Below are 23,829 nucleotides of genomic sequence, written 5' to 3' on the forward strand. Positions count from 1 at the left end.
AGATCCATCACTTTCAGCTCGCGCTCCAGCACGTCCTGATAGGTTAATTGTTCATACAGCGTCGCATCCGGGTTTTTCACCGGATCGGCGGAGTATACGCCATCCACTTTGGTGGCTTTCAGCACCACGTCCGCTTCGATCTCGATGCCGCGCAGGCAAGCTGCGGAATCGGTGGTAAAGAACGGGTTGCCGGTACCGGCGGAGAAGATCACCACGCGGTTGTTGCGCAGCAGGCTGATAGCCTCTGCCCAGCTGTAATTATCACATACGCCGTTCAGCGGGATCGCTGACATCAGGCGGGCGTTCACATAGGCACGGTGCAGTGCATCACGCATAGCCAGGCCGTTCATCACGGTAGCCAGCATTCCCATGTGGTCGCCCACTACGCGGTTCATGCCGGCTTGCGCCAACCCCGCGCCGCGGAACAAGTTCCCGCCGCCAATAACTACACCGACCTGAATTCCCAGTTCGACCAGCTCTTTCACTTCCTGAGCCATGCGATCCAAAACGCTGGCGTCGATACCAAAACCTTCTGCACCTTGCAGGGCTTCGCCACTCAGTTTAAGCAGAATACGCTGATATACGGGTTTTGCATTGGTTGCCATGGTGTTCTGTCCTAAGAAGCAGTATTAGTATTGGGGATTTCAGCCGATGAAACGCGCCTGAGGTGAGCATCACGCTGCAGGGCCTGCCACCGGTGTAATTCTGGCTGGATAGTATGGAACCGCCAGACGGCGGTTCCATCGACAGTCATTAAGACTGTTTGCTCATCGCGGCAACTTCAGCAGCGAAGTCGGTTTCGACTTTCTCGATGCCTTCGCCCACTTCGAAGCGAATGAAGTTGGTCACGTCAGCGTTGTGCTCTTTCAGCACCTGAGCAACGGATTTGCTCGGATCCATAACGAAAGGCTGACCGGTCAGAGAAACTTCGCCGGTGAATTTCTTCATGCGGCCTTCAACCATTTTCTCTGCGATTTCTTTCGGCTTGCCGGACTGCATGGCGATGTCCAACTGAACCTGGTACTCTTTTTCTACCACTTCAGCAGACACGTCTTCAGGCTTCACGAACTCTGGCTTGCTCGCCGCAATGTGCATTGCGATTTGCTTAACCAGCTCTTCGTCAGCGCCTTTAGCCGCAACCAGAACGCCAATGCGCGCGCCGTGCAGGTAGCTGCCCAGCACGTCGCCTTCCAGGGAAGCAACGCGACGAATGTTGATGTTTTCGCCGATTTTTGCCACCAGCGCTACGCGCTCTTCTTCGAACTGTGCTTTCAGCACGTCAACGTCAGTGATTTTGCCGGCCATAGCGGCATCCAGCACTTTGTCGGCGAACGCCTGGAAACCGGCGTCTTTCGCAACGAAGTCAGTCTGGCAGTTAACTTCCAGAATGATGCCGTAGTTGCCTTCGATCTTGGTTTTGATCACGCCGTCAGCAGCTACGTTGCCTGCTTTTTTAGCGGCTTTGATCGCACCGGACTTACGCATGTTTTCGATTGCCAGTTCGATGTCGCCGTTGGATTCAACCAGCGCCTTCTTGCAATCCATCATGCCAGCGCCGGTACGCTCGCGCAGTTCTTTTACCAGGGCAGCGGTAATATCAGCCATTTATTTTTCCTCGGTTATCTCGCGTGGAGACAGTTCTCATTCAGATAAGCAAAGGGGGCCTTTACAGGCCCCCCTAACCAACATATGTCAATACCTGGTTAATAAGGGCTCAGTGACGAGCTTGCCTTATTATTCAGCTTCTACGAAGCCTTCTTCCGCCTGAACGGCCAGATCTTGAGAACGACCTTCACGCACAGCGGCAGCAACAGCAGTCAGGTACAGGTTTACTGCACGGATTGCGTCGTCGTTACCAGGGATGATGAAGTCAACGCCGTCTGGGTTGGAGTTGGTATCAACGATAGAGAATACCGGGATACCCAGGTTGTTGGCTTCTTTGATCGCGATGTGCTCGTGATCGGCATCGATAACGAACAGTGCGTCTGGCAGACCGCCCATATCTTTGATACCGCCCAGGGAGTTTTCCAGCTTGGCCAGTTCACGAGTGCGCATCAGCGCTTCTTTCTTGGTCAGCTTGTCCAGGGTGCCGTCTTGAGACTGGATTTCCAGATCTTTCAAACGCTTGATGGACTGACGAACGGTTTTCCAGTTAGTCAGCATGCCACCCAACCAGCGGTGGTTCACGAAGAACTGGTCACAGCTGTTCGCAGCGTCTTTTACCGCTTCGCTTGCTGCGCGTTTGGTACCAACGAACAGGATCTTGCCTTTACGGGAAGAGATCTTGCTCAGTTCAGCCAGAGCGGCGTTGAACATTGGTACGGTCTGCTCCAGGTTGATGATGTGAACCTTGTTACGAGCGCCGAAGATGAAAGGCTTCATTTTCGGGTTCCAGTAACGGGTCTGGTGACCAAAGTGAACACCAGCCTTGAGCATGTCGCGCATGGAAACAGTTGCCATGATTAAACCTCTATAGATTAATTGGGGTTATGCCTCCACGTATCCCATAACGCCGACCCTGGCGGCGACAAGTCACCTCAGGGCACCCCGGCGGATGTGCCGATACGTGTGTGTTATTTACACAAAATGAGTGCAGTTAAAGTATTTTCGGCTCATTCCCGCCAGGTCACAAGAACCAAGACACGGATCGCCGGCGCGCTTTATACCATAAACCCGCCGCCGACACCAACTTTTGTTGCGTTTCGCCGGGCGTCAGGAAATGAAATTTGGCAGCCCCCGGCCGGGCTGATACCATAAGTCACTGCTTCTTATTGTCGACGATAACGACACCTGCGGACGAATTTCATGGCAATCTCAATTAAAACACCTGATGACATCCAAAAAATGCGCGTGGCCGGCCGCCTGGCCGCCGAAGTGCTGGAGATCATCGAGCCGCACGTCAAACCTGGCGTGACCACCGGCGAGCTGGACCGTATCTGTCACGAGTACATCACCAACGAGCAGCAGGCCATTTCCGCCTGCCTCGGCTATCACGGCTTCCCGAAATCCGTGTGCATTTCGGTGAACGAAGTGGTGTGCCACGGCATCCCGAGCGACGACAAAACGCTGAAAGACGGCGACATCGTCAACATCGACGTGACCGTGATTAAAGACGGTTTCCACGGCGACACCTCGAAGATGTTCATCGTCGGCAAACCGACCATTCTGGGCGAGCGCCTGTGCCGCGTTACTCAGGAAAGCCTGTATCTGGCGCTGAAGATGGTCAAACCGGGCATCCGTCTGCGCACCCTGGGCAAGGCTATCCAGCAATTCGTCGAAGCCGAGAAGTTCTCCGTGGTGCGCGAGTACTGCGGCCACGGCATCGGCGAAGTGTTCCACGAAGAGCCGCAGGTGCTGCACTATGACGCGGACGACGGCGGCGTGGTGCTGCAGCCGGGCATGGCCTTCACCATCGAACCGATGGTCAACGCCGGCGACTACCGCATCCGCACCATGAAAGACGGCTGGACGGTAAAAACCAAAGATCGCAGCTTGTCGGCGCAGTATGAGCATACTATTGTGGTGACTGATAACGGCTGCGAGATAATGACGTTGCGCAAGGATGACACCATCCCCAACATCATTACGCACGAGATGTAAGCACCGCGGCGAACGCCGCGTGCAGAATATCACCAGGCCGGCTTATGCCGGCCTTTTTTATGGGCTGCGCACTATGTCTGACAATCTTCTTCAACAGGCGGCCCCGGCCGTGCCGATGCCGCCCGCCTCCCCCAGCGCCTACGGCGACGACGAGCTCACCTGCCCGGTGCTGAAACAGCGGCTGGAACAGTTTCAGCTGTGGCTGGCGGCGGCGTTCGACGCCGGCTCCAGCGCAGAAAGCCTGGTGGCGGCGCGCAGCGACTTCATCGATCGCCTGCTGCGCCGGCTGTGGACGTTCTACGGCTTTGAAGATATCCCGGAAACCGCGCTGGTGGCGGTCGGCGGCTACGGCCGCGGCGAGCTGCACCCGCTGTCGGATATCGACGTGCTGGTGCTCAGCCAGCGCCGGCTGACGGAGCAACAGTCGCAGCGGGTCGGCGAATTCATCACCCTGCTGTGGGATCTCAAGCTGGAAGTGGGCCACAGCGTGCGCACCCTGGAAGAGTGTCTGCTGGAAGGGCTGGCGGATCTGACCGTGGCCACCAACCTGATCGAATCGCGCATGATCTGCGGCGACGTCGCGCTGTTCCTGCAGATGCAAAAACATATCTTCAGCGACGGCTTTTGGCCTTCGCCGCAGTTTTTCCACGCCAAGATCAACGAGCAGCAAGAACGTCATCAGCGCTACCACGGCACCAGCTATAACCTGGAGCCGGATATCAAAAGCAGCCCCGGCGGCCTGCGCGACATCCACACGCTGCTGTGGGTGGCGCGCCGCCACTTCGGCGCCACCTCGCTGGACGAAATGGTCGGCTTCGGCTTTCTCACCCAGGCCGAACGCAACGAGCTGAACGAATGCCAGAGCTTCCTGTGGCGCATCCGCTTTGCGCTGCACTTGGTGCTGCCGCGTTACGACAACCGTCTGCTGTTCGATCGCCAGCTCAGCGTCGCGCAGCTGCTGCGCTATGAAGGCGAAGGCAACGAGCCGGTCGAGCGCATGATGAAAGACTTCTACCGCATGACGCGGCGCGTCAGCGAGCTGAACCACATGCTGCTGCAGCTGTTCGACGAAGCCATCCTGGCGCTGGACGCCACCGAAAAACCGCGTCCGCTGAACGACGATTTCCAACTGCGCGGCGCTCTGATCGATCTGCGTGACGAAACGCTGTTCATCCGCGAGCCGCAAGCCATCATGCGCATGTTCTACCTGATGGTGCGCAACCGCGAGATCAAAGGCATTTACTCCACCACCGTGCGCCAGCTGCGCCACGCGCGCCGCCACCTGAAACAGCCGCTGTGCACCATCCCGGAAGCGCGCGATCTGTTCATGGCCATCCTGCGCCATCCCGGCGCGGTGTCGCGCGCGCTGGTGCCGATGCACCGTCACAGCGTGCTGTGGGCCTATATGCCGCAGTGGGGCAAGATCGTCGGGCAGATGCAGTTCGATCTGTTCCACGCCTATACCGTCGACGAACACACTATCCGGGTGCTGCAGAAGCTGGAGAGCTTCGCCGATCCGCAAACCCGGCCGCGCCATCCGCTGTGCGTGGAGCTGTATCCGCGCCTGCCGCACCCGGAACTGCTGCTGCTGGCCGCCTTGTTCCACGATATCGCCAAAGGGCGCGGCGGCGATCACTCGATCCTCGGCGCGGAGGACGTGGTGGAGTTCGCCGAGCTGCACGGCCTCAACTCGCGAGAGACCCAACTGGTGGCCTGGCTGGTGCGCTGCCACCTGCTGATGTCGGTCACCGCGCAGCGCCGCGATATCCAGGATCCGACGGTGATCCAGCAGTTCAGCAGCGAAGTGCAGAGCGAAACTCGCCTGCGCTACCTGGTATGCCTGACGGTGGCGGATATCTGCGCCACCAACGAAACCCTGTGGAACAGCTGGAAGCAGAGCCTGTTGCGCGAGCTGTATTTCGCCACCGAGAAACAGCTGCGCCGCGGCATGCAAAACAGCCCGGATCTGCGCGAACGCGTGCGCCACCACCGGCTGCAGGCGTTGGCGCTGCTGCGCATGGACAACATCGACGAAGAGGCGCTGCACCGCATCTGGAGCCGCTGCCGCGCCGACTATTTCCTGCGCCACTCGCCGAATCAGCTGGCCTGGCACGCCCGCCATCTGCTGGCCCACGATTCCACCCAGCCGCTGGTGCTGGTCAGCCGCCAGGCGACGCGCGGCGGCACCGAGATCTTCATCTGGAGCCCGGATCGTCCTTATCTGTTCGCCGCCGTCGCCGGGGAGATGGATCGCCGCAACCTGAGCGTGCACGACGCCCAGATCTTCACCAACCGCGACGGTATGGCGATGGACACCTTTATCGTGCTGGAGCCGGACGGCAGCCCGCTGGCGCAGGATCGCCACGCGGCGATCCGCCAGGCGCTGCTGCAAGCCATCACCCAGCGTGAGTACCAGCCGCCGCGCGTGCGCCGCCCCTCTTCCAAGCTGCGCCACTTCAGCGTGCCGACCGAGGTCACCTTCCTGCCGACCCACACCGATCGCCGCAGCTACCTGGAGCTGACCGCGCTCGACCAACCCGGCCTGCTGGCGCGGGTGGGCGAAGTGTTCGCCGATCTGGGGCTGTCGCTGCACGGCGCGCGCATTTCCACCATCGGCGAGCGGGTCGAGGATTTGTTTATCCTGGCCGACGGCGAGCGGCGCGCGCTCGACCAAGAAACGCGCAGAAAGTTGGAGCAACGGTTGACAGAGGCCCTCACCCCAAACGATAAAATGTGATACAAGTAACTTTTTACCGACAACATCAGGAAAGAGAACAGCATGCAGCAATTACAGAACGTTATTGAAAGCGCCTTCGAACGCCGTGCGGACATCACCCCGGCGAACGTAGACACCGTAACGCGCGAAGCGGTAAACCAGGTGATCGGCCTGCTGGACAGCGGCGCCCTGCGCGTCGCCGAGAAGATCGACGGTCAATGGGTCACCCACCAGTGGCTGAAGAAAGCCGTGCTGCTCTCTTTCCGCATCAACGACAACAAGGTGATGGACGGCGCGGAAACCCGCTACTACGACAAAGTGCCGATGAAATTCGCCGACTACGACGAAGCGCGCTTCCAGAAGGAAGGCTTCCGCGTCGTGCCGCCGGCCACCGTGCGCCAGGGCGCGTTCATCGCTCGCAACACCGTGCTGATGCCGTCTTACGTTAACATCGGCGCCTACGTCGACGAAGGCACCATGGTCGACACCTGGGCCACCGTCGGTTCTTGCGCGCAGATCGGCAAAAACGTTCACCTGTCCGGCGGCGTCGGCATCGGCGGCGTGCTGGAGCCGCTGCAGGCCAACCCGACCATCATCGAAGACAACTGCTTCATCGGCGCGCGTTCCGAAGTGGTGGAAGGCGTGATCGTGGAAGAAGGCTCGGTGATTTCGATGGGCGTCTACCTCGGCCAGAGCACCCGCATCTATGACCGCGAGACCGGCGAAATCCATTACGGCCGTGTGCCGGCGGGTTCGGTGGTGGTTTCCGGCAACCTGCCGTCGAAAGACGGTTCTTACAGCCTGTACTGCGCGGTGATCGTCAAGAAAGTCGACGCCAAAACGCGCGGTAAAGTCGGCATTAATGAGTTATTGCGTACTATCGACTAAATTGAAATAGCGGGTGATTCACCCGCTATTTTTTTGTCTGCGTTTCGCTGGCAGTCACAGTCGCAGATCTCGCTTTCCGCCATAATCGCAGTCGTGGAATATAACGATCACATCTAAAGAGGGCGCAGTATGTACGATAACTTGAAGAGTTTGGGCATCAATCAACCGGAAGACGTCGATCGCTATAGCCTGCGTCAAGAGGCCAACAACGACATCCTCAAGATCTATTTCCGCAAGGACAAGGGCGAGTTCTTCGCCAAGAGCGTGAAGTTCAAGTATCCGCGCCAGCGTAAAACCGTGGTGGCGGACAACGCCGGCCAGGGCTACAAGGAAATTCACGAGATCAACCCGAACCTGCGTTACGTGATCGACGAGCTGGATCAGCTGTGCCAGCGCGATCAGGTGGAAGTGGATCTGAAGCGTAAAATCCTCGACGACCTGCGCCATCTCGAAGGCGTGGTGTCGCACAAGATTGCCGAGATCGAAGCCGATCTGGAAAAACTCACCCGCGGCAAATAATGCGGATCGGTTGACCCGCATCATCGTTAAGGCGCCCTTTTGCGGCGCCTTTTTACGTTATGACTGCAGCAGCGTGCCCCACTGCTCGACCCACGGGCAGGCGGCCACTTCCGGCTCCGGCTGTTCCATCGCATCGATTTCCAGCACTTCGCCAACGCGGGTGGCGCCCTGTTCCTGCAGCAGCGCATCGAACGTGCGCCCGGCGCCGCAGAAGTGGTCATAGCTGCTGTCGCCGAGGGCGATCAGCCCATAGCGCAGCTCCGGCTGATAGCCAACCTGATCGCGGATAGCGTGGAACAGCGGCGCGATGCTGTCCGGCAGATCGCCCTGCCCGGTGGTGGAGGTGATCACCAGCGCGTAGTGCTGACGATAAAACTGCCAGGCCTCCAGCGTGCCCTCTTCGAACAGTTTGACCTCATGGCCCTGCTCGCTGAGGATGTTTTGCGCCTCTTCCGCCACCAGCAGCGAATTGCCGTAGACCGTTCCCACGAAGATACCAACCTGAGCCATGGCTCCTACTCCCTTCATTACCTTTAAAAATTGTCAGCTATCCTGACCGTTAGCCGCGCTAAACTCAACCCCGGCAAGTTCAGGGAATACCCCCGCCCAGCCGAACTGCGCCATCACCCCTTGCCAGGCCTCGTCCCAGCGCGCCGTTACCTGCAGCGGCTCGCCGGTCACCGGGTGCGTCAGCTGCAGATGGCTGGCGTGCAGCATCAGGCGCGGGCAACCGAAATGCTGCGCCATCCCGCGATTCTGCCGCAGATCGCCGTGCTTGCTGTCGCCGATGATCGGGTGGCGCAGGTGCGCCATATGGCGCCGCAGCTGATGTTTGCGGCCGGTTTCCGGCTGCAGTTCCACCAGACTGTAACGCGCGCTGTCGTAGCGGCCGACGGCCACCGGCATCTCTACCTGCGCCAACGGCCGGTAGTGCGTCACGGCCGGCTGCGGCCCCTTGTCGGCATCGGCATGTTTATCGGCGATTTTATCCAGCTCCGCCGTCAGCGGGTAGTCGAGGGTCGCCTCCTCCTGCACGTAACCGCGCACCACCGCATGGTAGGTTTTCTGCACCTGATGCTGCTCGAACTGCTGCGACAGCAGGCGCGCCACCTCGCTGGAGAGCGCCATCAGCAGCACGCCGGACGTCGGACGATCGAGACGGTGCACGGTAAATACGTGCTTCCCGAGCTGATCGCGCACCGTCTGCATCATAAAGCGAGTTTCATGACGGTCCAGCCAACTGCGGTGCACCAACCAGCCCGACGGTTTGTTCACCGCCACCAGGTGTTCATCCTGATACAAAATCTCAATCACATCGCATTCCCAGGTCAATAGCCGTTTCGGGCGCGAGTATAACAGGCATGAGACGCAACGCTAGTTCACCCATTCGATGGTCACCAGGCGCGTATCGGCGCGGCCGCGATCGTCCACCGCCCGAATGCGGTAGCGCCCGTTGTTGATCGGCCGCCAGTCGATCGGTTTTTTGCTGGCGCTGCTGCCGAGATAGATATCGTCGACGAACCAGTACACCGTCTTGCTGTCGGCGTCCGTCACCGCATTGAAGGCGATTTTGTCCCGTCCCTGTTGCGACTGGCGCAGGGTATAAGTGGTGTTTTTCAACGGCGAGGTGATGCGCGGCGCGTTGCCGCCGACGGCGATGCCGTTGTCCTTGCAGCGATTGACCGGCGGCGCCCGCTTCGGCAGCCCGGCCTGGGCGAACACGTTGGCCAAATCGGAAGGCCAGAATTCAAAAATTTCGGTGCGGGTCTGCGCCGCGTCATACGGCGGGCAAACAACCTCGCCGCTGTGAATATCCAGCACCACCGGCCGGTAGACGCTGTCTACCTTGATCGGCGACTTGCCGGGAATGAACCAGGTCTTGCCCTTTTGCTGGCACCACGGCGTCGGCAGATCGCCGCTGGCGAGACAGATGTCTACCCGCCGCAGCCGCTTGGGGAACGGATGTTTCGGTTCCCGCAGGGCGGGATAGCTGGCGTTGACGCTGTCGATGATATTGAAAAACAGCGGCGCGGCCGCCTCGGCGCCGACCAACGCATTGTTGCCGCGCCCATCGAAGTTGCCTTCCCACACCACCAGCACGTAAGGGCCGAAAATCCCGACGCTCCAGGCGTCGCGAAAGCCCCATGAGGTGCCGGTCTTCCAGTACACCGGCAGCGACGAAGAACGCTGCGCCAGCGTATCGCCCGGCCGCCGGTGCTGGCGCAGCATATCCAGCGTGATGAAGCTGGCCTCCTCGCTCAACAGCCGCACCGGCCTCGGTTCACCCTCGTTCAGCCGCAATCGCAGCGGCCGCAGCTCGCCGCGGTTCGCCAGCAACGCGTACAGCTTCGCCAGCTCCTGCGCCGTCACCTCGCCGCCGCCCAGCACCAGCGACAGTCCGTAGTGGCTCTCATTGGCCATATTGGCGACGCCGGTCAGGCGTAAGAACTGATAAAAAGTCGGCTGGCGCAGCTGTGAGGCGACATAGACCGCCGGGATGTTACGGCTGAAATTCAGCGCGTCGGTGGCGGTCACCGGGCCGAGAAAACGCCGGTCGAAATTTTCCGGCGCATAGGCGCCGAACGACGAAGGCACGTCTTTCAGAATGGTCATCGGATGCAGCACGCCCTGCTCCATGCCCAGCGCGTAGATGAACGGCTTCAGCGTCGATCCCGGCGAACGCTTGGCGTTGGTGCCGTTCACCTGCCCCTGGATCGGACGATTGTAATAGTCCGCCGAGCCCACCAGCGCGCGCACCCCCATATCGCGGCTGTCCACCAGCAGCACCGCGGCGTTTTGGATGCCGCGGCTGCGGTTGCGGGCGATAAAGGCGTTGACCTGCCGTTCGACCAGCCGCTGCAGCCCGGCGTCCAGCGTCGTGTCTACGCGGGTATCGCGCTGCACCAGTTGCTGCGTCTGCAGGCGCAGCTGTTCGATAAAGTGCGGTGCGATATAAGGCACTTGTTCAGGCTGCCGCAGCGCCAACGGCAGGCGGAACAGCGTTTGCTGGCTGGCGTCGGTGGGGTAAACCCGCTGCCAACGCTGGAACAGACGATTGCGCGCCTGCGTCAACGCCGCGCCGAGCACGCCGGTTTTCGGCTCCAGACGGTAGCTGGGTGACTGCGGCAAGACCGCCAGCGTCAGCGCCTCCGGCAGAGTCAACTCCCGCGGCGGCTTGGCGAAATAGATCAGGCTGGCGGCGCCGATGCTTTCAATGTTGCGGCCGTAGGGCGCGTAATTCAAATAGGCTTCCAGGATATCGCGCTTGGAGTAGCTCAGTTCCAGCTGCACCGCACGCAGCACCTGCAACACCTTGCCGCCCGGCGTACGGGTATTGAGATGCCAGCGCATCCGCGCCAGCTGCATGCTGATGGTCGAACCGCCCTGCATTTTGCCGCCGGCGACATAGCTGCGCCAGAAACCGCGCATCAGGCTGACAGGGTTAAAGCCGGGGTTATAGTAGAACCAACGATCTTCGTGCAGCAGCAACCCGCGCACCGCCAGCGGCGACACTTGCTCCAGCGGGGTCCACAGCCGGTAGCGATCGTCGTTGGCCAGCGTAATGCGCAGCAGCGCGCCGTGCCTGTCGTAATAAACGGAAGACTGCGGCAGCCCCTGCCACAGGGGCGGATGCGGCCACAGCCGAATTGCGGTCAACAGCAGCGCCAGTAAAAACACCGCCATCAAGCCGTTTTGCAGCACGCGCCCGGTCAGGATCTTCATACGTTCTCAGCATACCGGCGCCAGACGCTGGCCTGGCGCCGGATACGGCCTAGCCGTTGCCCGCCGGCACCACCACCAGCTTGCCGCCGCCGGCCGACATGGCCTGCACTTCTCGGTCATACATGGCTTCGCCGTAGGCCGGTGGAATAATAAAGCTGCCGGTATTGGTGGCCTTGATCTGATAGACGAACTCCTGCACCTCGGTGCCGGCGCTGCCGTAGATAATCACCCGATCTTCACGGATGTCGCTGTAATCCGGCGCCCAGGTGGAGCCGGTGGCGGCCAGCGGCGACTGCCAGCCGCCGCGATCGTCGCTCTCCTCACCGGCATCGGCCGGTTCCGGCGGCGTCTGCTGCACCACTTCGAACCCGCCCGGCAGCAGATCGACAATCGCCAGGTTGCTCTGCCCCTCTTTCGAGTTGGCGCGCACCTTCAGATGGACGTTGATCTTCTGCCCCAGCGTCACCTGCGTCACCGGTTTGCCCTGTTCGTCGGTGTACTCGCGGACGATCTCAATCCCGCGCGACAGCGCTTTTTGCGGCGCGTTCAGATCGTAACCGGCCTGCGTCACCACATACCAGGCCGGCGCGCTGCCGCCGTTAGTGAAGCGCACGGCGGTGGCATCAGCGTTGAACTGCCCCTGAACGAACAGCCCCTGCAGCTCACTGATGCGCTGCGGGTCGCCGCCGCTTTTGCCCACCTGCACGATGCCTAATGCGTCCGCATTGGCGGATTGCGCCGCCACCTGGGCCGAATAGCTTTCCAGCGCCAGGATGCTCATTGCAGAGGAGTAGGTGGTGTAACGCTCTTCTTTCAGTGCCTTGACCATATTCTCCAGCACCTGCGGCGGAATCGACGCCACCTTCTCAGGGAAGTGACGGGTAATCAAATACAGCCGCGTCGCATCCTGCACCAGCGGATCGAAATAGTTCTGCGTCCACCAGGCGCTGTCATAGGCTTTGCTCAGTTGCTGCCAGCTGGGTTGCAACAGCGCGGCGGCTTCGTCGTCCATCTTCAACAAACGATAGGAAGAGGCCAGATACAGCGCGCTCAGATCGGTTTTCCACTCTTCGCCATAGCGTTTTTGCAGCGTATCCTGCACGGCCGCCAGCGAGTTGGTGGTCACTTCGCCCTGCAGCGTCAGCAGGTAGACCGCCCAACTGCGCAGGCGCAGCAGATACAGATCGTCGAAACCGCTGGCCGCCAGCTCGCGCAGCGCGCCGTTGGCTTCGTCCAGCATGCCTTCCGGCAGGGCGTAACCCGCCGCTTTGGCTTCGAGCAGATATTGCACCACATAAGGCGTGACGAAAGGATCGGCATCCGGAGACGAACGCCAGGCGCCGATCGCCCCGCTGTCGTTCTGACGAGCGCGCAGCACGCCCAGCAGGTTGCGCAGCTGCTTGCTGACTTCCGCCTGGCTCAGGCTGCTTTTCATCTCTGGATGGCGGCTCTGCAACATCAGCGGAATGGAACGGCTGACGATCTGCTCGGAACAGTAATACGGATAATCCGCCAGGTATTGCGCCAACCCGCTGGTCAGCACCAGCGGCGAATTCGACACCGCCGCCCGGCGCTGCGCGAAAGCGTCGAACATCTGGCGCAGGCCATCGACGTTCTGGCTGCCGCCGCTCATGCGCCCCATCACCGATTGAGTACGGTACGGCGCCGCCGGCCGCACCGAGGTGCTGACGGTGCGACGGCTGGCCTGGTCGCCGTAACGGGCGTCGAACACCAGCGGCGCATCGCCCAAAACGGCTTTGGCGCGCAGACGGAAGGCGATCACGCCCTCGCGTTTTTCCGCCAGCGTCAGGCTTTGCGTCGCGTTGCCCACCACCTCCAATTGCGGCGGCGGCGTCAGCAGGACGTTGATGGCTGCCGACTGGCCGTTCAGCCCTTCGAGATTGTTGCTGACGCCCACGCTGACGTCGAACTCATCGCCCGGCGCCACCATCGCCGGCACGTTCGGCGTCATGATGAAGCTGTCGCGCACCGTAGCGGCGGTTTGCGCCTTGCCGATTTTCTCCGGCGTCACCGAAATCGCCATGACGCGGATCTTGCCGTTGAAGTAATCCGGCACCGGGTAGACGAACTGCTTCTCGCCGCTGACCTCGGTAATGCCGGACCAATAGGCCACCGGCTTATCGCGCTTGCGCTTGAACGGGTTGAGGTTGAGATCCAGCCCTTCGCCCGCATCGCCGCCCGGCGCCGCGGTCAGCGCCATCAGCTTGCTGAATTCCGGCAGGATCAAATCGAGGATCTGCGAGCTGCTCACGTTCAGTTCGCGCTTGCTGAAGAAGAACTCCAGCGGATCCTTCAGGCGATAACGCGCCACCTGCAAAATGCCCTCATCGACGGCGAACAGCGCCACCTGCTGCGGCGCATCGGTCTTGACCGTCATCGTCAGGTTTTCACCCGGTTTGATGACCTCCGGTGCCGTCACCTCAAGGCTGTTTTGGCGCGCCCTGGTACTGATCTTGAACGGCATCACGCCATAGCTCAGCGGGCTCATGAAGATCTCGCTGGAGTTGATGTCGCGCACGAACTGCACGTTGATGTAGCCGTTGCCCTCCATGCCGGCCGGCACGCGGATCGTCTGCACCGAGCTGGTGGTGTCGGTGTGGAACCACTGCCAGGCGTAAACCTTGTCCTTCTCGATGGTGATCAAGCCGCTGCCGGTATAAGGCGCGTTGATCGCCACCTCGATCTCTTCGCCGGGCTGATATTCCGCCTGGTTGAGTTTTAGCTTCAGTTCGGCGTTGCGATCCAGCGAACGGCTCAGGTTGGCGTTGCCGGCCACGCTGTAGGCGACGCGGTTGAGCGTCTTGCCCTGCGCATCTTCGATCACCAGCACGAAGTCGCCCGGCTTATCGGTCGCCAGCCGCAGATCCGCGCCCTGATCGCCCAGCGCCAGCGGCTGTTCCGAGAGCTGCACTTCCTTCATCTTCGACTGGTATTTGTAAACGCCCGAATCCTGTTTGGTCAGCACCGAAATGTATTTCTGTTCGATCAGCACCTGCTTCAGGTTCGGCATGGCGATCTGTTTCAAGGCCGGATCGATGGCGATCACGTTCAGATGCCGCTCCGCATCGCGATTGATGTAGCCCAGATCGCCGTCGGCCTTCACCCCAATCAGGTAATCGTAAGGCGAAACCAGCGTACGGGCGGTAGCCGCCACCGAGCGACCGCCGCCGGCAACGAACGCCTCCGACAACAGCTGCAGCTGATAAGTGGCGTCGGCGTAAGATTTCAGATCGAGCGGAATATCAGCCGCGCCGTGTTCATCGGTGGTGCGATCTTCCAGCTCGGTTTCGAACCCGTCGCTGTTTTGTCGGTTTTCGTAGAACGCATAATCCGGGAAGCGATCGAAGCTCGGATACATTGGCCGCAGCGTCAGCCTGGTGGTCACACGGCGATCTTGCGCCGGGGTGCCGAACAGGTTCTGCACATCGATGCTGGCCTTCAGCTCAGACGGTTTGACCCAGCCTTGCTGGCGGTCCGGCGTCAACGCCAGCTTCACTTTCAGCTGATCCGGCTCGAACTCCTTCACATTGACTGCGGTATGGCCGAGCAGCGTGGAGGTGTCGTTGTTTTTGCCGATCAGATACAGATAAACGTTCCACTCGCCGGTGGGCGAGTTTTCATCGGTGGTATAGCTCAGTTCGTTGAAACCGCTGGCGCCCAGCGTCAGCGGCACGGTGGACATCAGCTTGTCGCGCGGATCGCGAATTTCGGCGCGCACCGGCACGCCGGCGAGGCCAACGCGCCAGTCGGCGGCGCGAGTGATCAGGCCGATATTGAAGGTGTCTCCCGGCCGATACACGCCGCGGTCGGAGAACAGGTAGCTGCTGAGCGTGCGCGGATCGGTCGGCGTTTGTTCACCGGCAACGTCGAAGCGCGAGAAATCCAGCCCGCGATCGTTAGAGCTGCCGGTCGGCAGGAAGGAGACATCCCCTTCTTTCTCCACCAGGAACATCACCGGCTGGCGCTCGTTGGTGTACACATCCAGCGCCGGGAAACGCACGTGGCCGTCGGCGCCGGTGGTTTGGCTGAGCAGCGTCACGCCGTTTTTGGCCACCACAGATACGTTGGCGCCGCTGACCGGCGCACCGCTTTGGATCGACTGCACGAAGACGTCGCGCGTCTTATCCTGCGAGCTCTTGGCGACGATGCCCAGATCGGTCACCACCACAAAACGCGAATCGCCGACGTCGGGCTGTTCTTCCCCTGCGCTCTCGTCCTGTTCCTGCTCCTGCTCGGCGCCCGCCTCTTCCGCCGCCGGTTTGCGATTCGGCTGCCATTCCGACAGCGTCAACAGAAACACCCCGCGATGGGAACTGGCGTTGGTGGAGAGATAGCGGGAAAGATCGATGCCCTGATAGTTCACTTCCCCCGGCCGCTCGTTGTTGAGCGCCGTCTGGTATTTGAAATGCTCGGTGAAATACTCATCGTTGAGCCGGTTGAATTCCGTGGACGAGTATTCCCGGCTTTTGAAGGAAACAATGTGCTGCAGCTGACTCGGGATCACCCGCTTGATGTCCAGCCGCAGGCCCGCCACGTTGCGCGCCGCCACGCTGATCTGCTTGTCGCCGTTGACCGACAGCAGCGAGCCCTGCGACATGAACTGCAGCGATTTCGGGAACTCCGGCACTTCGACCACCCGATAAACCTTCTTCGGCATTTTGTAACCGCCGGCGGAGATTAGCTGGTTATCGATCTCGAGCAGCATAAAGCGGTGCGCCGGGGCGTCAAAACGGAAGCTGAACTGCGGCTGATAGGCCTCTTCCGCCTCGTTAAGCGTCAACGGCAGCGGCGTCGCCTGCGCCAGCACGTTCTTGCCGACGCTGTCTACCGTCCATGGGTAAAAGTCTTCAGCATCATTGGCGGCCTCGGCATCGCTCGGATCGTGCTGCGGCAGCAGCCAGGCTTTCGCGGCTCGCGCCAGCTCTTTATCCTTCACCGCATCGCTGAAACCAACCACCAGCGCACGCTGCCCTTTGCCGCCGTCGGTGTCCACCACCTGGGCGCTGGCGTCGCTCAGCGCCAGGCTGTACAGGGTGGGAACCTTGACCCAGTTGCTTTTCGCCTCTTCGACCGCGTTGCCGGCCGCCGTCGATTTAACGCCCTTGCCGACGGTCAGATGTACTGCGCCGCCCTGATCCAGCGCCTGCAGCGGCTCGGAATGCACCCAGGCGTTCAGTTTTTTCTCGTCATAGACCAGAGAGAAATTCAGCTTCTTCTCGGAGGTGGCGCTGCCTTCTTTCAATCCCAGCGAAATCTGTTTTTCAAAGCTGGCGACGTCGACCGGCGCGTTGAACTGCAGATTGAAAATCGCGCTTCGTTTCTGCGCATTCTGCGGATCGCGGTAGTACTCGGCCTGCCCCAGACGGTAGTCGAACGCAGGCACGGTGAAGGCATAGCGGGTTTTGGCGAGTTTGACCTGCGGCGCCAGCAAGGCGGCGGGCTCGAGGGTCACGTCATATTTCGCGCCCATCGGCAGCGGCTTTTTCGGCGTGAACACCAGCGTCGATTCATTGTTCCACGCCCACTGTCCTTCCGCCGTCGGTTTGAGGGTGATGCCGGCGCTCACGGTTTTGCCCACCGCGGCGATCGGCGCGACCGAGCCGCTGAAGGCCAGGCTCACCGTTTGTGGCGCTTGCCGGGCGGCGGTGTAATCTATCGGCGCGGGGTTAGCCAGCGATGCGCTGACCTCCTGAACCACCATCGGCGCCGGTTCGATCGGCTGAGGCCGATTTTGCCACCAGTGCCAACCGTAAAACGCGCCGCCCGCGGCGCCTGCCAGCAGCAGCAGGCCCAGACCGATCGCTTTCGGATGTTTATCCACGCCGCTTTCCAGCCGCAGAAAACTGCGCGGCAGCGCAGCCCACCAGGCCGGCGCGCGCCAGCTGAGGTTGCCGACCAGCGGTCTCAGCAACCGCCCCAACAGCGACAAGACCCCACCCAACAGGCGGCAAACGCCCTTAACCAGGGTAAAAGGCAAACGAAGGATAAACCTTAATAAATCCATTATTGCAGCACCTCATCATCCTAATGCAGCCCCCGGTCAACCGCCGCGGTTTAACCGAGCCGAAAGACGCCGTCGGCTCTCCTGCCCGGCATCCGCGCGAGTACTCTACACTGCCGGGCGGCAAAAATCTGCGCGCCGCCGGCGAATTACGGCTCTTTATTCAACATCAAATCCAACTGCTGCAGCAGCACCAACAGCGGCAGACTGCTCGGCTCACGCTCCTTCAACGCCTCCTCGAAGTAAGGCGTGATGGCAAAACGCGTCGGCAGCGGCGCTTCGGCGTCCAACAGCGCATACATGCGCGGCAGAAACACCCACTGCAGCCAAGCCTCGGCCGACATGCTGTCGATGCAGAACGGCTCGGTGCTGGAGAAAGCCTCAGGCTCGGGCGGCGCGGCCTGCCACAAGGCCAAATCGCGCATGGATTGTTCAATCGCCTGCAAACTGCGGCGAACCTGATTATGTATACTCATCTGCATTCCCGATCTCTTTTCATCATGATATTCAGCTCGCTGGCTGAAAGGCGGCAAAGCATAGCATTTTTATAGCCCAAATTTGGCGCGCCTGAGACCGGCTGCCGTTTTTATCTGGTGGCGTGCGCCGCCGCGCGGCACAATAGGCCCACCGAATTCACCACACAGATAAAGATTCATGTCCGTAATAACAGAGAAAAAAAATCACGCGACGCCCGGTAAGGCCATGCTGGCCTCGGTCACCGGTTACGCCATGGACGGGTTTGACCTGCTGATCCTCGGCTTTATGCTGCCGGCCATCAGCATCGAATTAGGATTAACCTCATCGGCCGCCGGCTCGCTGGTCACCTGGACGCTGATCGGCGCGGTGCTGGGCGGCGTGATCTTCGGCCATCTCAGCGATCGCTTCGGCCGCATCCGGGTGCTGACCATCACCATCCTGATGTTTTCCCTGTTCACCGGCCTGTGCGCCGTGGCGCAAGGCTATTGGGATCTACTCGCCTATCGCACGCTGGCGGGCATCGGGCTGGGCGGCGAGTTCGGCATCGGCATGGCGCTGATCGCCGAAGCCTGGCCGGCGGAGAAACGCAACCGCGCTTCGGCTTACGTCGGCATGGGCTGGCAATTGGGGGTGCTGGCGGCCGCTTTCCTGACGCCGTTGCTGCTGGAACATATCGGCTGGCGCGGCATGTTCCTGGTCGGCCTGCTGCCGGCGCTGGCGTCATTCCTGATCCGCCGCACGCTGGGCGAACCGGAGGAATTCGTGCGGCAGAAAGACGCCGGGCAGCCGCTCTCCTTCCTTCAGCGTTTGCGCCTGCTGTTTAAGGATCGCGCCACCAGCAAGGCCAGCATCGGCATCTTCATTCTCTGTTCGGTGCAGAACTTCGGTTACTACGGGCTGATGATCTGGATGCCGACTTATCTGGCGAAAAACTTCGGCTTCTCGCTCACCAAGTCCGGCCTGTGGACGGCGGTGACGGTGGTCGGCATGACGTTCGGCATCTGGCTGTTCGGCGTCCTGGCCGACCGCTTCGCCCGCTGGAAGATTTTCGTGCTGTATCAGGTCGGCGCGGTGGTGATGGTGATCGGCTACGCCCAGTTGAGCGATCCGATGCTGATGCTGTTCGCCGGCGCAGTGATGGGCATGTTCGTCAACGGCATGATCGGCGGTTACGGCGCGTTGATTTCCGATACCTACCCGGTGCAAGCACGCGCCACCGCGCAAAACATCCTGTTCAATCTGGGACGCGGCGTCGGCGGCCTGGGGCCATTGGTGATCGGCGCGCTGGTGACGCAGGTATCGTTTACCGCCGCCATCAGCCTGTTGGCGGCGATTTACCTGCTGGATATCTACGCCACGCTGTTCCTGCTGCCGAAAAAACAGGGCGCAGGCGATACGCTGGGCGCGATTGGTTAACGCGGAAGAAGGATTGAGACGGGGCGCACGCGCGGCGGAATAGAACAAAAAGTTGGGGGCACTGCGTTAACAGTGCCCCCGGTTCGTTTTATAGCCATCCCGCTACACAGCATGCTCCCTGCTCAATCCTTGAAAACTTTTCCTGCGGCCATCCTGACCAAGTGGTCCTTGCATCATCCTGCAGCATCGTCCTGACGCGGTTCCTCAGCCTTCCTGACCCGCCGACAGTCCTGCGCCGGCTCTCAATCTCCGTCCTGGAGGTGTCCTTGGTTTCAATCCTGAAACATCCTGGGCATCTCCTGACGCCATCCCTCGCTCTTGCCTGAGCGCATCCCTTTCTTCTTCCTGAAGCTGCATCATCCTGATGCTTTCCTGCTCCGCCGGGTCCGTGCCGGTAATGATAAGATCGCTCAAATTTCCCGGAATCACAAGGGTTTGAGAGGTGTCTCACACTAAATTAAGACTAAGAGTTATCCTAAAGAAATTCTAACCAATTGATCTGGATAACAATAATCTCATGGTCCAAAGAGAGGTGAAAAAAATTAAGAGCGATCTCTCACAACCCGTGTGAGAGATCTCTTACACGACCGACGGCGAATCCGCCGCGCTTTAGTCCAGCACTGGGCGCAGCGCATCGAGGAAATTCCCCAGCGTCGCCGCCAACAAGGTGCGCTTATCGCTGCCAAACTGCTCCAGCACTACGTTGCCGCTGACGTTGCACAGCGACACCATCGTCATCTCGGATTCGGTGGTCGCCAGGAAGAGGGTCGGTGACAATTTGAGGCGCTTTTGCGTCACCAGATGGCCGATCAGATTCTCCTGCAGGCGGATGAAATCCTCTTCGCTCCATACCTGCAGCAGGCTCAGGCGATGCTCCCCAAATTGCGCGCTCATGTCACCGGCGTATTGCTGCGTGTAGAAACGGTGCGCATCCGGCTGCAAACGCAGCTCCAGTGCGGCCTCTACCTTCTCCAGCGTCGCCGCCGGTTCGAAAGGCTGCGGCAACCACAGCACGTCGTCCTCGCGATTCTCCACGATGCAGGGCGATGGCACGCCGTACAGCGCCTCGCTGGCCGGCGCGTGGCCGCGCTCTTGCTGCCACAACTCGACATAGCGTTGAGTGAATTCACGCAGAGCGTGCGATACATCATGGTCCATATTCTTTCTCGCATACGTTAAACTGACGGCCATTGTACCTATCTCTGACCGAGGTGACAGCAGATGTCCTCATATCAAGACCACCAGGCCCTGTCAGGGCTGACGCTGGGCAAACCCACCGCCTATCGCGATCGCTACGACGCCACGCTGCTGCAGGCGGTGCCGCGCAGCATGAACCGCGAGCCGCTGGGGCTGTATCCCGACAACCTGCCCTTCCACGGCGCGGACATCTGGACGCTGTACGAACTCTCCTGGCTGAACGCCAACGGGCTGCCTCAGGTGGCGGTGGGCGAGATCGGCCTCAACGCCGACAGCCTGAACCTGATCGAATCGAAAAGCTTCAAGCTGTATCTCAACAGCTTCAACCAAACGCCGTTCGCCGATTGGGAAACGGTGCGCAGCACGCTGCAACGCGATTTGTCCGCCTGCGCCCAGGGCGAGGTGAGCGTCACCCTGTTCAGCGTCGACCAACTGGAAGGCAGCCCGATCGCTCGTCTGGCCGGCGACTGCATCGACCAGCAGGATATTCGCATCGACAATTATGAGTTCAACGCCGACTACCTGCAGAACGCCGCCGGTGAAGAGGTAGTGGAAGAGCAATTGGTCAGCCACCTGCTGAAGTCCAACTGCCTGATCACCCATCAGCCGGACTGGGGCTCGGTGCAGATAAGCTACCGCGGCGGCAAGATCGATCGCGAAGCGCTGCTGCGCTATCTGGTTTCCTTCCGCCACCACAACGAATTCCACGAGCAATGCGTCGAGCGCATCTTCAACGATCTGATGCGCTATTGCCGGCCGCAAAGCCTGACGGTTTACGCCCGCTATACCCGCCGCGGCGGACTGGATATCAACCCGTGGCGCAGCAACGTCGCATTCGCTCCCGAGCACGGCCGCCTGGCGCGCCAATAAGTGCGAAACATTGCTCAACAACTGAGCTAACGAGCGGTTTGTGTTGGTAAAAGCGCAGGGACGGCGGTAAGGTTAAAACGAGGCTGCGGCCGGGCAGAGCGCCCGCTTCGCCGCAGCACGCCAACCATAACGAGATGCTGTTTTGCTGCGTATGGATTACTACCGCCCCACACCGGGTGCAAAGGAGTTACCTTGATTACACACATCAGCCCGCTTGGCTCTATGGATTTATTGTCGCAGCTGGAAGTAGACATGCTGAAGCGCACCGCCAGCAGCGACCTGTACCGCCTGTTTCGCAACTGTTCGCTGGCCGTGTTGAACTCCGGCAGCCAAACCGACAACAGCAAACAGCTGCTGTCGCGCTATGAAACCTTCGATATCAACGTGCTGCGCCGCGAGCGTGGCGTGAAACTGGAGCTGGTCAACCCGCCGGAAGAGGCGTTCGTCGACGGCCGCATCATCCGTTCACTGCAGGCCAACCTGTTCGCCGTGTTGCGCGACATTCTGTTCGTGCACGGCCAAATCGCCAGCGCCGGCCGTTTCCAACACCTGAACCTGGAAAACTCGGCCCACATCACCAACCTGGTGTTCTCGATCCTGCGCAATGCGCGCACGCTGCATCTGGATGAAGATCCCAACATGGTGGTGTGCTGGGGCGGGCACTCGATCAACGAGAACGAATACCTGTACGCGCGCAAGGTCGGCAGCCAGCTGGGCCTGCGCGAGTTGAACATCTGCACCGGCTGCGGGCCGGGCGCCATGGAAGCGCCGATGAAAGGCGCGGCGGTCGGTCACGCGCAGCAGCGTTACCGCAACAGCCGCTTCATCGGCATGACCGAGCCGTCAATCATCGCCGCCGAGCCGCCTAACCCGCTGGTGAACGAGCTGGTGATCATGCCGGACATCGAAAAACGTCTGGAAGCGTTTGTGCGTATCGCGCACGGCATCATCATCTTCCCGGGCGGCGTCGGCACTGCCGAAGAGCTGCTGTACCTGCTGGGTATCCTGATGAACCCGGAGAACAGCGAGCAGGTGCTGCCGCTGATCCTGACCGGGCCAAAAGAGAGCGCCGATTACTTCCGCGTGCTGGACGAGTTCATCATGAACACGCTGGGCGACGCCGCGCGCCGTCACTACACCATCATCATCGACGATCCGGCGGAAGTGGCACGGCAGATGAAAAAAGCCATGCCGCTGGTGAAGGAAAACCGCCGCAACACCGGCGACGCCTACAGCTTCAACTGGTCGATCCGCATCGCGCCGGATCTGCAGCTGCCGTTCGAGCCGACCCACGAGAACATGGCGAACCTCAATCTGTATCCGAACCAGCCGCCGGAGCAATTGGCCGCCGCGCTGCGCCGCGCCTTCTCCGGCATCGTGGCCGGCAACGTGAAGGAAAACGGCATCCACGCCATTGAGCAGTTCGGCCCGTACAAGCTGCACGGCGAACCGCAGATGATGAAGCAGATGGACAGCCTGCTGCAGGGCTTTGTCGCCCAGCACCGCATGAAGCTGCCGGGCAGCGCCTATGTGCCCTGCTACGAAATCGTCGCCTGATCCTCAATCCCGGGCGGCGTAACGGCCGCCCTGTTTTTTCTGACCTTACCGCCCATGATGATACACCTACTGATTGTCGACGCCCTGAACCTCATCCGCCGCATTCACGCCGTACAGGGCTCCCCTTGCGTCAACGCCTGTCGCCACGCGCTGCAGCAGTTGCTTCAGCACAGCCGCCCGACCCACGCGGTGGCGGTATTTGACGAGGACGACCGCAGCGAAAGCTGGCGCCACCAAATTCTGCCGGACTACAAGGCCGGGCGCTCGCCGATGCCGGAAAACCTGCAACAGGAGATGCCGCAGCTGCGTGAAGCCTTCGCCGAACTGGGCGTCGCCAGCTGGCATTCACCCGGCAACGAGGCAGACGATCTGGCGGCCACGCTGGCGGCGAAGGTCGCCGGCGGCGGCCACCAGGTGACCATCGTCTCCACCGACAAAGGCTATTGCCAACTGCTGGCGCCGAACGTACAGATCCGCGATTACTTCCAGAAACGCTGGTTGGATATGCCTTTCGTGCAGCAGGAATTCGGCGTGCAGCCGCAGCAACTGCCGGACTACTGGGGGTTAGCGGGGATCGGCAGCAGCAAGATCCCCGGCGTGGCAGGCATCGGGCCGAAAACCGCCGTGCTGCTGTTGCAGCAGTCGGGCAGTCTGGACGGGATCTATCAGCACCTGGAGCAGGTGCCGGAGAAATGGCGCGGCAAGCTGGAGCAGCACCGCGAGCTGGCCTACGTCAGCAAACACGTCGCCACGCTGCGCACCGATCTGTCGCTGGACGGCAACCTGCAGCAGCTGCGCCTGCCGATACAATAAGGGCGCTGCAAGCAGCGCCCTTCATCAGGTT

General features: G+C 60.7%; 17 protein-coding genes. 8 read left to right on the top strand and 9 right to left on the bottom strand.

The genetic code is table 11. The features are described from left to right. From pyrH to rpsB, 3 genes are all read right to left on the bottom strand, one after another. Positions 1-605, bottom strand: a 605-nt coding sequence (pyrH, locus tag H7A77_RS02235) for a UMP kinase (protein ID WP_182073770.1), incomplete at its 3' end; no start/stop codon positions are given. 148 nt (positions 606-753) lie between these two features. Beyond that, positions 754-1,605 carry a translation elongation factor Ts gene (gene tsf, locus H7A77_RS02240; RefSeq protein ID WP_033644872.1) on the bottom strand — a complete coding sequence of 284 codons (852 nt, stop codon included), beginning with the start codon at positions 1,603-1,605 and terminating at the stop codon, positions 754-756. Between the two features lie 129 nt (positions 1,606-1,734). Beyond that, positions 1,735-2,460 (bottom strand): 30S ribosomal protein S2, encoded by a 726-nt coding sequence (gene rpsB, locus H7A77_RS02245; protein ID WP_016929891.1) that lies wholly within the window; start codon positions 2,458-2,460, stop codon positions 1,735-1,737. A gap of 345 nt (positions 2,461-2,805) precedes the next feature. Here rpsB and map point away from each other — a divergent pair, with 345 nt between their 5' ends. From map to H7A77_RS02265, 4 genes are all read left to right on the top strand, one after another. Then, a complete protein-coding gene (map, locus tag H7A77_RS02250; RefSeq protein WP_028127527.1) occupies positions 2,806-3,600 on the top strand; it encodes a type I methionyl aminopeptidase in 795 nt (264 codons plus the stop codon). Positions 3,601-3,673: 73 nt separating this feature from the next. Continuing rightward, positions 3,674-6,337, top strand: coding sequence for a bifunctional uridylyltransferase/uridylyl-removing protein GlnD (gene glnD / locus H7A77_RS02255; RefSeq protein WP_042785782.1), 2,664 nt, complete (start codon positions 3,674-3,676; stop codon positions 6,335-6,337). 42 nt (positions 6,338-6,379) lie between these two features. Further along, positions 6,380-7,204: a 2,3,4,5-tetrahydropyridine-2,6-dicarboxylate N-succinyltransferase gene (gene dapD, locus H7A77_RS02260; protein ID WP_004931932.1), complete on the top strand. Its 825-nt coding sequence runs from the start codon at positions 6,380-6,382 to the stop codon at positions 7,202-7,204. 129 nt (positions 7,205-7,333) lie between these two features. Beyond that, positions 7,334-7,723, top strand: a complete 390-nt coding sequence (locus H7A77_RS02265; protein WP_004931929.1) for a DUF3461 family protein — start codon at positions 7,334-7,336, stop codon at positions 7,721-7,723. 57 nt (positions 7,724-7,780) lie between these two features. Here the strand turns inward: H7A77_RS02265 and H7A77_RS02270 are convergent, their stop codons facing one another. The 5 genes from H7A77_RS02270 to H7A77_RS02290 all read right to left on the bottom strand — a co-directional run bounded on the left by H7A77_RS02270 (position 7,781) and on the right by H7A77_RS02290 (position 17,944). Then, the gene (locus tag H7A77_RS02270; protein WP_033644870.1) at positions 7,781-8,233 is read right to left on the bottom strand and encodes a flavodoxin; all 453 of its coding nucleotides are present in this window, start codon (positions 8,231-8,233) and stop codon (positions 7,781-7,783) included. A gap of 33 nt (positions 8,234-8,266) precedes the next feature. Next, entirely contained in the window at positions 8,267-9,037 is a 771-nt protein-coding gene (gene truC, locus H7A77_RS02275) for a tRNA pseudouridine(65) synthase TruC (protein ID WP_042785783.1), read from the bottom strand. A gap of 60 nt (positions 9,038-9,097) precedes the next feature. After that, positions 9,098-11,446 carry a penicillin-binding protein 1C gene (pbpC, locus tag H7A77_RS02280; protein WP_033644869.1) on the bottom strand — a complete coding sequence of 783 codons (2,349 nt, stop codon included), beginning with the start codon at positions 11,444-11,446 and terminating at the stop codon, positions 9,098-9,100. A gap of 49 nt (positions 11,447-11,495) precedes the next feature. Next, positions 11,496-17,471, bottom strand: a complete 5,976-nt coding sequence (locus H7A77_RS02285; RefSeq protein WP_182073771.1) for an alpha-2-macroglobulin — start codon at positions 17,469-17,471, stop codon at positions 11,496-11,498. A gap of 146 nt (positions 17,472-17,617) precedes the next feature. Beyond that, a complete protein-coding gene (locus tag H7A77_RS02290) occupies positions 17,618-17,944 on the bottom strand; it encodes a YqcC family protein (RefSeq protein WP_033644943.1) in 327 nt (108 codons plus the stop codon). A 178-nt stretch (positions 17,945-18,122) separates the two neighbouring features. On the opposite strand from H7A77_RS02290, the gene H7A77_RS02295 reads away from it, so the two are divergent. Then, positions 18,123-19,361: an MFS transporter gene (locus H7A77_RS02295; protein ID WP_033644867.1), complete on the top strand. Its 1,239-nt coding sequence runs from the start codon at positions 18,123-18,125 to the stop codon at positions 19,359-19,361. A 609-nt stretch (positions 19,362-19,970) separates the two neighbouring features. Here the strand turns inward: H7A77_RS02295 and syd are convergent. Next, positions 19,971-20,519 (bottom strand): SecY-interacting protein, encoded by a 549-nt coding sequence (syd, locus tag H7A77_RS02300; protein WP_033644866.1) that lies wholly within the window; start codon positions 20,517-20,519, stop codon positions 19,971-19,973. 63 nt (positions 20,520-20,582) lie between these two features. On the opposite strand from syd, the gene queF reads away from it, so the two are divergent. The 3 genes from queF (at position 20,583) to xni (ending at position 23,798) form a co-directional block, all read left to right on the top strand. Continuing rightward, complete coding sequence (gene queF / locus H7A77_RS02305; RefSeq protein WP_046687717.1) at positions 20,583-21,428, top strand: NADPH-dependent 7-cyano-7-deazaguanine reductase QueF; 846 nt, start codon at positions 20,583-20,585, stop codon at positions 21,426-21,428. Positions 21,429-21,620: 192 nt separating this feature from the next. Next, on the top strand, positions 21,621-22,985 hold the full coding sequence (gene ppnN, locus H7A77_RS02310; protein ID WP_019455737.1) for a nucleotide 5'-monophosphate nucleosidase PpnN: 1,365 nt from the start codon (positions 21,621-21,623) through the stop codon (positions 22,983-22,985). A gap of 54 nt (positions 22,986-23,039) precedes the next feature. Continuing rightward, a complete protein-coding gene (xni, locus tag H7A77_RS02315; RefSeq protein WP_060660313.1) occupies positions 23,040-23,798 on the top strand; it encodes a flap endonuclease Xni in 759 nt (252 codons plus the stop codon). Positions 23,799-23,829: the final 31 nt, after the last annotated feature.

Source organism: Serratia sp. ME47, from assembly GCF_903970925.1.
Classification (GTDB): Bacteria; Pseudomonadota; Gammaproteobacteria; order Enterobacterales; family Enterobacteriaceae; genus Serratia; species Serratia ureilytica.